The sequence below is a fragment of the Streptomyces sp. NPDC001381 genome, assembly GCF_042895685.1.
Lineage (GTDB): Bacteria > Actinomycetota > Actinomycetes > Streptomycetales > Streptomycetaceae > Streptomyces.
In genome coordinates this window covers 1,097,088-1,109,758 of record NZ_JBIAWO010000002.1, presented here as the reverse complement: position 1 = coordinate 1,109,758, position 12,671 = coordinate 1,097,088, and the positions used below count along the sequence as shown (strand labels likewise).

The following is a 12,671-nucleotide window of genomic DNA, read 5'->3' as shown; positions in this document are numbered from 1 at the left end:
CCCCGCGTTTGCGCAACCCCCACCCTCACCTGTCCCACCCACGAAGAAGTGGAAGCACCTTCATGCGCAGAAAGACCGGCCGCCTGCTGCGCGGCCTCGCCCTCCTGTCCACCCTCGCCCTGGGCGCCACCGCCTGCGGCGGCTCGGACGACAGCTCCGACACCAAGGCCGTCTCCGCCTCGGACATCCAGGCGGCCCTGAAGAAGGGCGGCACGGTCACCGTCTGGGCCTGGGAGCCCACGCTCAAGTCGGTCGCCGCCGACTTCGAGAAGAAGTACCCCAAGGTCAAGATCAACCTGGTCAGCGAGCGGTCCGGTGACAAGCACTACACCGCGCTGTCGAACGCCATATCGGCCGGCAAGGGCGTGCCCGACGTGGCCCAGGTCGAGTACTTCGCGCTGGGTCAGTACGCCCTCACCAAGGGCCTGACCGACCTGGCCCCGTACGGCGCCGACAAGCTCGCCTCCAAGTACACCCCCGGCCCGTGGAACGCCGTGAACGACGGTGACAAGGTCTACGGCCTGCCGATGGACTCCGGTCCGATGGCGCTGTTCTACAACAAGAAGGTCTTCGACAAGTACAAGATCGCCGTTCCGACCACCTGGGACGAGTACCTGGAGGCGGCCCGCAAGCTGCACAAGGCCGACCCCAAGGTCTACATCGCCAACGACGCGGGTGACGCGGGCTTCACCACCAGCATGCTGTGGCAGGCCGGTTCGCGCCCCTACAAGGTCGACGGCACCAAGGTGAAGATCGACTTCAACGACGCGGGCGCCAAGAAGTTCGAGGCCGTCTGGCAGAAGCTGATCGACGAGAAGCTCCTCGCGCCCATCAACGGCTGGACCGACGACTGGTACAAGGGTCTGGGTGACGGCACCATCGCCACCCTGGCCACCGGTGCCTGGATGCCGGCCAACTTCGTGACCGGCGTGCCGGGCGCGTCCGGCGACTGGCGCGCGGCCGCTCTGCCGGCCTGGGCCAAGGGCGACAAGGCGAGCGCGGAGAACGGCGGCAGCTCCCTGGCACTGCCCGCGCTGGGCAAGAACAAGGAAATCGCCTACGCCTTCGTCGAGTACGCCAACGCCGGTGACGGCGTGACCACCCGGGTGAGCGAGGGCGCCTTCCCCGCCACCAACGCGGAGCTGCAGTCCTCCGAGTTCCTCAACAAGGAGTTCGAGTACCTGGGCGGCCAGAAGGCCAACGAGGTCTTCGCCCAGTCCGCGGCCAACGTCGCCGACGACTGGTCGTACCTGCCCTTCCAGCAGTACGCCAACTCGATCTTCAACGACACGGTCGGCAAGGCCTACGTCTCCGGCACCACGCTGGCGGACGGTCTGAAGGCCTGGCAGGAGGCCTCGGTCAAGTACGGCGAGGAGCAGGGCTTCACCGTCGAGAAGTAGTTCTCGACGCAGCAGAACACCGGGCGGCGCGGCACCCGGGCCGCGCCGCCCCCGTGCACCACCCCTTCGGAAGGACCGCCATGATCTCCACCCTCCAGTCCCGCATGCGGCGCGGGGCGGACGGTGACCCCGCCCCGCGTCTGGCCTACGGCGCCGACTACAACCCCGAGCAGTGGCCCAGGGACGTGTGGGAGGAGGACGTCCGGCTGATGCGGGAGGCGGGTGTCACCGTCGTCTCCGTGGGGATCTTCTCCTGGGCCCGGATCCAGCCGGGCCCGGAGACCTGGGACTTCGGCTGGCTCGACGAGGTCATGGACCTGCTGCACGCGGGCGGGATCGGCGTCGACCTGGCCACCGCCACCGCCTCCCCGCCGCCGTGGCTGACCACGGCCCACCCGGAGATCCTCCCCGTCACCGCGAACGGCGAGACGGTGTGGCCCGGCGCCCGCCAGCACTGGCGGCCCACCTCGCCCGTCTTCCGCGAGCACGCCCTGCGCCTGGTCCGGGAGATCGCCACCCGCTACCGGGACCACCCCGCCCTCGTCGCCTGGCATGTCTCCAACGAGCTGGGCTGCCACAACGTCTACGACTACTCCGACGACGCGGCCCGCGCCTTCCGGGTGTGGCTGCGCGCCCGCTACGGCACGCTGGACGCCCTCAACCACGCCTGGGGCACGGCGTTCTGGTCGCAGCGCTACAGCGACTGGGAGCAGATCCTGCCGCCGCGGCTGGCCGCCTCGCACCCCAACCCGACCCAGCAGCTGGACTTCAAGCGGTTCTCCTCGGACGCGCTGAAGGACCATCTGATCGCCGAGCGGGAGATCCTCCGGGAGATCACCCCCGACGTCCCGGTCACCACCAACTTCATGGTGATGGGCGGCACGAAGGGCATGAACTACCCGGACTGGGCGGGCGAGATCGACTTCGTCTCCAACGACCACTACGTCCACCCCGGCCCGCAGGACCGCGACGAGCTGTCGTTCTCCGCGAACCTGGTCAGCGGCATCGCCGGGGGCCGCCCGTGGTTCCTGATGGAGCACTCCACCAGCGCCGTCAACTGGCAGGCCGTCAACGTGGCGAAGCGCCCCGGCGACCTGGCCCGCGACTCGCTGCTGCACGTGGCGCACGGCGCTGACGCGGTGTGCTTCTTCCAGTGGCGGCAGTCCGCGGCCGGCGCCGAGAAGTACCACTCGGCGATGGTGCCCCACGCCGGCGCGGACAGCGACCTCTTCCGCGCGGTGACCGACCTCGGCGCCACCCTCGAGGCCCTGGCCCCGGTGGCCGGTTCGGAGCGGGAGACGGCGGCCGTCGGCATCCTCTACGACTGGGAGTCCTGGTGGGCGAGCGAGCAGGACTCGCACCCCACCTCGCTGCTCGACTACCGGCAGGAGGCGCTGGACTGGTACTCGGCGCTCCTCGCGCTCGGCGTTCGCGCCGACCTCGTCACCACCCGCGCCGACCTCTCCCGCCACCAGGTGCTGATCGCGCCGGTGCTGCACGTCGTGCCCGCCGGACTCGCCAAGGAGCTGACGCGGTACGCCGAGCAGGGCGGCCATCTGGTCACCACCTACTTCTCCGGGGTCGTCGACGAGAACGACCACGTCTGGCTGGGCGGCTACCCGGGCGCCCTGCGCGACCTGCTCGGCATCCGCATCGAGGAGTTCGGTCCGCTGCTCGACGGGGAGAGCGTCGAACTGGACGACTCCACCACGGGCACCCTGTGGACCGACCGGATCACCGTCACCGACGACGCCGACACGCAGGTCCTGGCCCGCTACCGCACCGGTGTGCACACGGGCCGTCCCGCGGTCACCCGGCGCACGACGGGCACCGGTTCGGCCGCGTACGTCTCCACCCGGCTCGGGGCCGACGGGCTGCGCTCACTGCTGCCGCGGCTGCTGGAGCCGGCCGGGGTGAGCAGTGAACTCCCCGAGGACGTACGGGGCTCGGTCGAGCTGACCGTCCGGCGGGGAGCCGAGGGACGGTTCCTGTTCCTGGTGAACCGGACCGACGAGACCGTGCCGGTGACCGGCCTGGAGGGGGACCTCCTCACCGGCGGGGAGCGCACGGACGGCGCCCTCGTCCTCGGGCCGCGCGCGGTCGCCGTACTGCGCCAGGCCCCCTAGGGGGTGTTTCGAAAGTCCCGCACAGGACTTTCGAAACACCCCCTAGCAGGACATCGCACCCGCACCCCACGACTCCCCGGCGCGGCCTGACCCGTGCCGGGGGCCGTCCCCTCCCGCCCGCGCGGCGGGAGGGGCACACCACAGCGACCACCACCGCAGTTGGGAGCACTGATGGCACGCCGTACCCACAGCAGACGGTTTCTCGCGGCCGCCGCGCTGACCGCCCTGGCCACCGGGGCCGCCCTGCTGAGCGTCCCCGCTCAGGCGCAGGCCGACGCCGCCGTCACGGTGACGCCGGACCCGTCGTACGGGCAGGACGCGTTCGAGGGCTGGGGCACCAGCCTGGTCTGGTTCGCCAACGCGACCGGCGACTACCCGCCCGCGATCCGCGAGAAGCTCGCGAAGCTCCTCTTCGACGACGACGGCCTCGCGCTGAACATCGCCCGGTACAACATCGGCGGCGGCAACGCGCCGGACGTCAAGGACTACCTGCGCGCCGGCGGTGCCGTCGAGGGCTGGTGGAAGGCCCCCGAGGGCACGACCCGCACGGACACCGACTGGTGGAGCGCGGACGACCCGGCGGACTGGAACAAGGACGCCGACGCCACGCAGCGCTGGTGGGTGGAGCGCATCAAGGACGACATCGACCACTGGGAGACGTTCAGCAACTCCCCGCCGTGGTTCATGACCGAGAGCGGATACGTCTCCGGCGGCTTCAACGCCAACACCGACCAGCTCAAGACCGCCTCGGTCGACGACTTCGCCGCCTACCTCGCCGGGGCGACCAAGCTCCTGGAGAAGTCCGAGGGCATCGAGGTCGACACGATCGACCCGTTCAACGAGCCCAACACCGGCTACTGGAGCACGCGCCTGGGCTCGGACGGCGAGCCCGTCGGCGGCCGGCAGGAGGGCGCCCACATCGGGCCCGAACTCCAGCAGAAGGTGCTCGCCGCGCTGCCGTCCGCGCTGAAGAAGGCCAAGGTCAAGGCCGAGATCTCGGCGATGGACGAGACCAACCCGGGCATTTTCGCGACGAACTGGAACTCCTACTCGCAGGCCTCCAAGGACGCCGTCGGCCAGATGAACGTCCACACCTACGGCACCTCGCAGCGCACCACCGTGCGCGACCTCGCCAAGGCGGCCGACAAGCCGCTGTGGATGAGCGAGGTCGAGGGCGACTGGGGCGACGGGCAGAGCTTCACCGACATGCGCCCGGGTCTCGGCCTCGCCCAGCAGATCGTCAACGACCTGCGCGAACTGGAGCCCAAGGCCTGGGTGTTCTGGCAGCCGGTCGAGGACTACGACAACATGAAGCCGGGCGGCGAGTCCGCGAAGGGCGGCAACTGGGGTTCCATCCAGCTGCCGTTCAGCTGCACCTCAGCGGACACGCTGGAGTCCTGCCCGATCTACACGAACACCAAGTTCGACACGGCGCGCAACTTCACGCACTTCATCAAGCCCGGCGACAAGCTGATCAAGGTGGACGACACCTCCAGCGCCGCCGCCGTGACCAAGAACGGCAAGGGCGCCTCGCTCGTCCACGTCAACTCCACCACCGCGCCCCGCACGGTCACCATCGACCTGTCGAAGTTCCGCACCGTCAAGGGCGACGCGACCGTCACCCCGGTCGTCACCAGCGCCGACGGCAAGCTCCGCAAGCAGGCCCCGGTCAAGGTCGTCGACGGCAGGGCCTCGTTCACCGTGCCGGCCCAGTCCGTGACCTCCTTCGCCGTCAAGGGCGTCTCCGGCGTCGCGAAGAACGCGGGTCTCTTCAGCAAGGGCCACTCCTACACGCTGACCGGCGTGCAGAGCGGCAAGGCCGTGACCGTCGCGGCCAACGGCACGAACCTGGTCATCGGCTCGGCCAACGGCTCCGTCGCCCAGGAGTGGCGGCTGGACGCCCGCCACGGGAAGAAGGGCAACCGCCAGCGGTACGTGTTCGCCAACCCGGCCGAGGGCAAGCGGCTCGCCGTCCGGGACAACGTGCCCGTGGTGGAGCCCGACACCGGGGAGCGGGACCCGGCCACCGAGTGGATCATGTCGACCACCGGTGACGGCACCTGGACCCTGGTCAACGTGGCCACCGGACGCCTCCTCGAGGTCGGCGGCCAGGCGACCAACGAGGGCGCGGCCGTCACCACCTGGCAGGCCAACTCCGGTTCCAACCAGCGCTGGAGGGTCACGGACGTGACCCCGTAACCCCCCTAGGCACCGGCCTCCGCCCGCATCGCGATCGTCGTGATGCGGGCGGAGTGCCGTGCGGGGACCTCGGCCGGGACGCGTTCCAGGACGCCGCCCGCGAAGACGTCGTACAGCGGCAGGGTCTCCAGGTGGACGTAGCCGATGTGGCAGTCGCAGACGGCGAGCGGGCAGGGCCGGGGGCGCAGGGCGGCGCGGTAGGTGCCGTCGTAGAGGTTTCCGAGCTCGGCGCGGACGAAGTGGCAGCGGCGGACCGTGCCGTCGCCGTCGACCGAGACGACCGACTCTCCGGTGCGGCAGGGCAGTCCGGCGCTGGCGTGCGGGTGGCGGCTGTACGGGAAGAGCGGGTCGAGGGCGGTCCACACCTCGGCCTCGGCGTCGGTGTACACGTGGCCCTCGGCCGCGTTGACCCACAGATAGACGTGCTCGGGCAGGTCCGCGCGCAGCCGGAGGGCCGCTTCGAGGTGCTCGGCGAGGCCGACGATCCCGACACTGAAGCGGATCCCGCGCCCGGCCAGGTCACGGCACTTGGTGAGGAAGCGGTCGTAGGGCGTCTGGCCCGGGTGGTACGTGCACCACAGGGCCAGGGTGTCGTGGTCGGCCTCGCTGAGCCAGTCGGTGCGGCAGCTGAGGTTGGTCTGGATGGCGACCCGGCGGATGTGCGGGAGGTGGGACAGCTCCGTGAGGGTGCGCCGGTACCAGGAGCGCACGAGGCCCTCGCCCCAGGGGGTGAAGAGGACCGAGAGGCGGTCCTCGGTCCGGGCCGCGGCCCACTGGGCGAACCGTTCCAGGGCGGCGCGGTCGGCGCGCAGTCGCTCGGTCGAGTCGCGGCGCTTGGCGAACGGGCAGTAGGGGCAGTCGTAGTCGCAGGAGGCGAGCGGGCCCCGGTAGAGGAGGGTCAGGTCCATGGCGGGCCGGTCACTTCCTCTCGTAGGCGGCCATGGCGGCGCGCACGGCCGGGGAGAACAGCTCGGGGCCGATGGCGTCGGAGTGGGCCAGGCCCTCCGGGGTGAGCCGCAGCGTCGCGGGGTCGGCGTCGGCCAGCCAGCCCCGGTCGGCGAAGCGCCGCAGTTCCGGGCCGAAGTCGTCGGCCGGGGTGCCGCCGAAGCGGGCGCGGTAGTCCTCGACCGGGAGCCCGTCGGCCTGGAGGAGCGACTGCAGGAGGTGGCGGCGGCGTGCCTCGCGCGGGTCCATGCGGTACCCGACCTCGGCATGGGCGAAGTCGTCGGCCGTGACGTAGGTGTCGACGATGGCACGGATCTGGTGCATGTCGACGGCGTAGTCGAAGGAATAGTGCAGGCCCGACGTGTAGGAGCGGGCGCCGCAGCCGAGGCCGATCATGCCGTCGGTCTGGCAGGCGTAGTCGTCGGCGCCCTGGGGCGGGGCGTCGGTGCGGCGGAACATGCGCATGGACTGCTGGGTGTAGCCGTGCGCGAGGAGGTGGTCGCGGCCGGCGCGGTACAGGCGCAGCCGCTGTTCGTCCCAGGCGGGGTCGGGGCCGGGGCCGCGGGTGCGGCGGTCGAGGCCGGTGAGCGGGCGGACGTAGAGGGGGTAGAGGTAGAGCTCTTCGGGGCGCCAGGCCAGGGCCGCGTCCAGGGAGTGCCGCCAGGACCGCTCGGTCTGGCCGTCGATGCCGTAGATGAGGTCGATGTTGAGGACCGGGATGCGGGCGGCGCGGACGCGGCCGAGGGCCGCCTCGACGTCGGCGCGGCGCTGCGGGCGTACGGCGGCCCGGGCCTCGGCGTCGACGAAGCTCTGGATGCCCAGGCTGAGGCGGGTGGTGCCCCGGTCGGCCAGGACGGCGAGCCGGTCGGCGGTGGCCGTGGCGGGTGAGGCCTCGACCGACAGCGGGACCGTGCGCAGGTCGGCGCCCATGCGCCGCTCGGCGATGTCGCAGAGCCGCTCCAGTTCGGCGGCGGTGAGGAAGGTGGGCGTGCCGCCGCCGAAGGCGGCCGTGGCGAACCGGACCTCGTCCGTGTCGCCCAGGGCGTCCCGTACGGCGCTCGCCTGCCGTTCCAGGGCGTCCAGGTAGGCGCCGGTCAGGCCGTCGGGGGCGCCGATGCGGGTGAAGAGGTTGCAGAAGCCGCAGCGGACCTCGCAGAACGGTATGTGCAGATAGAGGGAGAGGGTGTTCTTGGGTTCGGTGGCCCACAGGTCGGTGAGGGCGGGGCGGTCGGGGAGTCGGCGGTAGGCGGTCTTGTGGGGGTAGGCGTAGACGTAGTGCTGGTAGGGGCTGGTGAGCTGGGCTGTGGTCATCGGGCGGCCTCGGCGGGGTGGTCCAGGAAGAAGTGGGCGTACGGCACGGTCCACACGGACTCGTGGCCGAGGCGGTGGCCGGTGTAGCCGTCGTCGCCGTAGGCGGTGCCGTGGTCGGAGCAGACGATCGCGAAACAGCGGCGTCTGCTGCTCGCGGCGGCGAAGAGCCGGCCGATGTGCCGGTCGACGTACTCGAGGGCGGCGGCGTGCGTGGCGCGGGTGTCGCCGGCCTCGCGGGTCGCGCCGGGCAGGTGGAACCAGTTCGGCTGGTGCAGCGCGGAGACGTTGACGAACAGGAACAGCCTTTGGCCGGCTGGGAGTTCCCGGACGGTCTGTTCGGCGTGGGCGACCTGGTTCTCGAAGGACTGGGGCGAGGTGACGCCGAACTCCGGTGTCCAGTGGGAGTCGTGGAAGAGGCCGGGCAGCACCGAGCCGAGCGGGCCCTGCTTGTTGAAGAACCCCACTCCCCCGACGCACACGGTGTGGTAGCCGGCCTCGGCCAGGCCGGAGACCAGGTCCGGGGTGTCGTAGACGAAGGTGCCGTCGGCGGTGGTCTCGCTGCCCGCGAAGCTCGCCGCGAACAGGCGCGGGTGCGGGCCGGGAGCGGCCGGGGTCGGCAGGAAGCCCGCGAAGATGGCCTGGTGGGAGGCGTAGGTGAAGCTGCCCGGGGCGTGCCGCTTCTCCCAGCGGCCGCCGGGGAGGTGACGGGTGAGGTTCGGGATGCGGCCCGTCTCGGCCAGCTCGACGGCCACGTCGTAGCGGAGGGTGTCGAGGGTGACCAGGAGGATGTCGTGGCTGCCGACGACCTCCTTCATGTCGGGCTCAGGCATGGGGTGTTCCTGTTCTGTGCCGGTCGTGCAGTACGGCGGCCACCTGGGCGGCGTAGGTGTCCAGGCCCTCGGCGCCGCTGCCGGGCAGGCCGGTGAGGCGGGGCAGCAGATCACCGAAGGCGTTGACCTCGCCCACGGCGGTTCTGCGCCAGCCGACGGCCGGGAGCAGGTCGACGCCGACGCAGAGGGTGCGCGGGAAGCAGGCCGCCGCCCGTTCGCACACGCCGAGGACGTCGGCCCAGCGGGCGCCCGCCGCCTCGACGGCGCGCCGGGCGGCGTCGAGGTCGCCGCGGCTGCCGCCGAGGTGGAGGTTGGTCAGGGGGAAGCGGCTGGTGCGGACCACCGCGTGGGTGGCCCGCCCGGCCACGACGACGACTCTCAGGTCGGCGGCGCGGCCGTCCTGGGAGGCCTTGGGCAGCCAGCGTTCGAGGTGCAGGCCGTCCGGGGCGAGCGCGTCGACGATGGCCGCGATGTCCTGCTCGCGGTCGTAGCGGCGCACCCTGAGGGAGTTGTACAGAAGGCCGTCCGGGGCGCGTTCCACCGAGGTGGTGGCCCTGATCCGGCCGCCGCCGCCCGACTCGACGGCGAGGACGCCGGACGCGGACGACCCGTGCGCGGGTTTGACGAACAGCCGGTGCATCCGGTGGTCCCGCATCAGCGCCCGTACGTCGTCCCAGCCGCGCACCGGGGCCGCGCCCGGGCCCGAGGTGGGCGAGGCGGGCACGGGGATCCCCGCGGCGTCGAGGACGGCGTGGCAGCGGCGTTTGTCGAACAGCACGGCGAGGTCGTCCGGGTCGTCGAGGCGGCTGCCGCCGCGCAGGCCGCGCACCGCGGCGGTGAAGCGGGCGTACCAGCGGGCCGAGCCCTCGACCCGGGTGGGGTCGTCGGTGCCCCGCAGCAGGCGGTCGACCTCGTCGTCCTCACCGGGTGAGTCGACGCGGACGATCTCGTCGGCGGCGAAGTCGGCGCCCCCGCCGCACAGCACGTCCCGCCAGGGGACGAGCCGCGGGGCGGGGAGGCCGGCGGCGGACACCGCGTCGCCGAAGAGGGCGACGCGGCGGTTCCCAGGGTTGCCGACCACCGCGAAACGCGGACCCGGCGGGACGGGTGCGCTCACTCGCCCACGGCGACGTAGCGCCAGACCGTGCCGTCGTCCTCCGTGTCCTCGTCGGCGTCGTCGCGGTCGAGGTCCAGCTCGACGCCCGCCAGCGTCTGCCGCAGGCGGTCCTGGAGCGGCTCGGTGAGGTAGTGGTGGTGCAGGTCGAGCTTCTTGAGATGGGTCAGCGGCTGGCCGCCGAGCAGGGCCGCGGCACCCTCGTCGGTCAGGATGCCCATGGAGAGGTCCAGCACCTCCAGCCGGGCGACGACCGGCGCGGAGGAGACGGCCGCGGCGACGGCGTCCTGCATCTCGCTGTTGCGCAGGGCCAGGTGACGCAGGCTCGGCAGCCGGGCGCCGGACAGGATCGGCTCCAGGTCGGAGACCTCGCTGTCGCCGCCGTAGTCGGGGGTGCCGAGCCACAGGTCGAGGTGCTCCAGGGCGGGCAGGTCGCTGCCGCCGACCCCGCGCACCACCTCGGCGTGCAGGCCGCCCGCCTCGATGACGAGCTTGCGCAGCGCGCCGTGGCGCACCGAGGGGAACTCCAGCCCGGAGCCGCCGCGCACCCCGAACTCCTCCAGTGCGGGGAAGGCCGTGAGCAGCGGGGTGACGTCGGTCTGGTTGATCCAGGAGATCTCGCACTCCTCCGACTCCATGTCACCCACGAACAGGGCGCGCAGCGCGGGGAAGCGGTCCCGGGCCCCCACCAGGGCCTCGATGACGGCGGTGGGCTCGGTGTCGTACGCCTCCTGCCAGGCACCGACGATCAGGGCCCGCACCCGGGTGGTGTCGACGGCCTCGCAGAAGCGGGTGAACGCCACCGTCCAGTCCTCGTCGGCGTCGTAGACGTCGCTGCTGATCCGCCAGGCGAAGCCGTCCGCGTCGGGCAGGTCGTCCGTGCGCGCGTCGGGGCCCGGGAAGGTGTAGGCGGGCAGCCCGTACAGCGAGACGAGATGGGTGGCGTAGGACATAGGGCTGCTCCTGTGCGGAAAACGTGTGCGATCCCTGATGCCCGCAGTTGTACCAACAGGCACTGACAACGCCGGGCGGCGGGGCCGGGTTCGGGGGCGTTGTCAGTGGTGGCCCGTACGTTCGTGGTCATGAGGCCGGTGCGCGGTGCACCCGGCGGTGAGGGGAGAGCCATGTACCGGCAGGGAGACGTGCTGATCGTGCCCGTGGACGCGGAGGCGGTGCCGCCGCACGTGGCGCGGGCGCCGCGGGAGGCCCGGGACGGGCGGGGGCGGCTGGTGCTGGCGCTGGGCGAGGTCACCGGGCACGCCCATGCCGTGGTGGGGCCGGGTGATCTGGTGCGCGAGCCGGGGCCGTTCGGTCCGCTGCTGCTGCATCTGCCGCAGGGCGGCCGGGTGGTGCACGAGGAACACGCGGTGATCGCCCTGCCGAAGGGCTGGTACCGGGTGATCCGGCAGCGGGAGTACGTGCCGGGGTCCGTGCGGATCGTGGCGGACTGAACAGCGAGCGGACTGAACGGAAGTGGGGGAAGCGCAGATGACGAAGACGGCGACGCGGGTGACGGCAGGGGCCTCCGACGAGAGTGCCCGCGCCTGGCGGGCGTGTGCCGCGGCGACCGGTCCCGCCGACCGGGCGGCCGCCGAGGCCGGTGTGCGCCGTGCCTACCGGCAGGCCGGTCTTGCCGAACCGGAGCAGGTGGTGTGGGCGGGCTCGCCGCGCGAGGCGGTGACGCTGATCCGGGCGACGACCGGCACCGGTCCGAGCGTGCGGGAGACCGTGCGCAGCGCCCCCTGGGCGGGACAACGGCAGCGGCTGCACCAGGAGTTGGGCCCGGCCGGCTGGGCGGCGCACTGGGCGGCGACCGGTGGCCGGCTGTGGGACTCCACCCAGACGCTGGTGGACCGCATCCGGGCCGGCGTCCTGGAGGAACTGGCCGGCGGGGAGACCGGCAGGGAGGCCGCGGAGATCCGGCTGATCCTGCTGGACGCGGTGCTGGGACAGCACGACGCGCCGTGGCTCGCCGCGTTCCCCACGGACGACGGCCCGCTCGACGGGCTGGCCGCGGTGTGCCGCAGCGCCGGCTGGTGGTGGCCGTTCGAGCGGGTGGCGGTGGTGTGCGAGCGGCCGGTGGCGCTGTACCGCGACGAGGCGGGCCGGCTCGACCGCGGGGACGGCCCGGCGCTCGCCTACCCCGACGGCTTCGCCCTGTACGCCTGGCGCGGTATGCCGGTGCCGGCCGGTTTCCTGGCGGAGCTGCCGGCGCTGACCCCGGAGCGCATCCGCTCCGAGGAGAACGCCGAACTGCGCCGGGTGATGCTGGAGTACTACGGCTACGACCGCTATCTGGCGGACTCCGGGGCGCGTCCCGTCCACCGGGACGAGACGGGCGTCCTGTGGCGGATCGACCTCCCGGACGACGAGCCGGTGGTGATGGTGGAGGTCCTCAACTCCACCCCGGAGCCGGACGGGACGCGGCGCACCTACTGGCTGCGGGTGCCGCCGTCGACCCGGACGGCGCGCGAGGGCGTCGCGTGGACGTTCGGGCTGGAGGCGGACGTGTACGCGCCGGTGCGGGAGACGTGAGGCGCAGCGCCTCGCGGTCCGGGAGACCCGGGGGTCCGGACGGCCCTCCGGGCCGTCACGGGTGCGGGAGACGGGGGTCCTGACAGCTTTCCGGGCCGTCGCCAAGTGCGGGAGACGGGGGTCGGACGGCTCTCCGGGCCGTCACGGGTGCGGGCGGCGTGCAGCCGACGGGCCTCAAGGGCGGGCGTCGGGTGCGGGAGACCGGGAGCCC

Annotated in this window: 10 protein-coding genes; 5 read left to right on the top strand and 5 right to left on the bottom strand. The window is 72.4% G+C overall.

Going from position 1 to position 12,671, the window contains the following annotated elements; all coding sequences use genetic code 11:
• Window positions 1-62 precede the first annotated feature (62 nt).
• The 3 genes from ACFY2L_RS11925 to ACFY2L_RS11915 all read left to right on the top strand — a co-directional run bounded on the left by ACFY2L_RS11925 (window position 63) and on the right by ACFY2L_RS11915 (window position 5,725).
• Window positions 63-1,400, top strand: coding sequence for an ABC transporter substrate-binding protein (locus ACFY2L_RS11925; protein ID WP_390822182.1), 1,338 nt, complete (start codon window positions 63-65; stop codon window positions 1,398-1,400).
• Between the two features lie 80 nt (window positions 1,401-1,480).
• The gene (locus tag ACFY2L_RS11920; RefSeq protein ID WP_390656784.1) at window positions 1,481-3,526 is read left to right on the top strand and encodes a beta-galactosidase; all 2,046 of its coding nucleotides are present in this window, start codon (window positions 1,481-1,483) and stop codon (window positions 3,524-3,526) included.
• A 171-nt stretch (window positions 3,527-3,697) separates the two neighbouring features.
• Window positions 3,698-5,725 carry a glycoside hydrolase gene (locus ACFY2L_RS11915; protein ID WP_390822181.1) on the top strand — a complete coding sequence of 676 codons (2,028 nt, stop codon included), beginning with the start codon at window positions 3,698-3,700 and terminating at the stop codon, window positions 5,723-5,725.
• Between the two features lie 5 nt (window positions 5,726-5,730).
• On the opposite strand, the gene ACFY2L_RS11910 is transcribed toward ACFY2L_RS11915, so the two are convergent.
• From ACFY2L_RS11910 to ACFY2L_RS11890, 5 genes are read right to left on the bottom strand one after another with little or no spacing between them, the layout of a single operon-like run.
• Window positions 5,731-6,633 carry an STM4011 family radical SAM protein gene (locus tag ACFY2L_RS11910; RefSeq protein ID WP_390822180.1) on the bottom strand — a complete coding sequence of 301 codons (903 nt, stop codon included), beginning with the start codon at window positions 6,631-6,633 and terminating at the stop codon, window positions 5,731-5,733.
• Window positions 6,634-6,643: 10 nt separating this feature from the next.
• Window positions 6,644-7,981 carry an STM4012 family radical SAM protein gene (locus ACFY2L_RS11905; RefSeq protein WP_390822179.1) on the bottom strand — a complete coding sequence of 446 codons (1,338 nt, stop codon included), beginning with the start codon at window positions 7,979-7,981 and terminating at the stop codon, window positions 6,644-6,646.
• Window positions 7,978-8,796: an STM4013/SEN3800 family hydrolase gene (locus tag ACFY2L_RS11900; RefSeq protein WP_390822415.1), complete on the bottom strand. Its 819-nt coding sequence runs from the start codon at window positions 8,794-8,796 to the stop codon at window positions 7,978-7,980. The genes ACFY2L_RS11905 and ACFY2L_RS11900 overlap by 4 nt, the downstream gene beginning before the upstream one ends.
• 7 nt (window positions 8,797-8,803) lie before the next feature.
• Window positions 8,804-9,928, bottom strand: coding sequence for an STM4014 family protein (locus ACFY2L_RS11895; RefSeq protein WP_390822178.1), 1,125 nt, complete (start codon window positions 9,926-9,928; stop codon window positions 8,804-8,806).
• On the bottom strand, window positions 9,925-10,878 hold the full coding sequence (locus ACFY2L_RS11890) for an STM4015 family protein (RefSeq protein WP_390822177.1): 954 nt from the start codon (window positions 10,876-10,878) through the stop codon (window positions 9,925-9,927). The genes ACFY2L_RS11895 and ACFY2L_RS11890 overlap by 4 nt, the downstream gene beginning before the upstream one ends.
• 171 nt (window positions 10,879-11,049) lie before the next feature.
• On the opposite strand from ACFY2L_RS11890, the gene ACFY2L_RS11885 reads away from it, so the two are divergent.
• Entirely contained in the window at window positions 11,050-11,376 is a 327-nt protein-coding gene (locus ACFY2L_RS11885; protein WP_390656778.1) for a hypothetical protein, read from the top strand.
• 37 nt (window positions 11,377-11,413) lie between these two features.
• The gene (locus tag ACFY2L_RS11880) at window positions 11,414-12,460 is read left to right on the top strand and encodes a DUF6745 domain-containing protein (RefSeq protein WP_390822175.1); all 1,047 of its coding nucleotides are present in this window, start codon (window positions 11,414-11,416) and stop codon (window positions 12,458-12,460) included.
• Window positions 12,461-12,671: the final 211 nt, after the last annotated feature.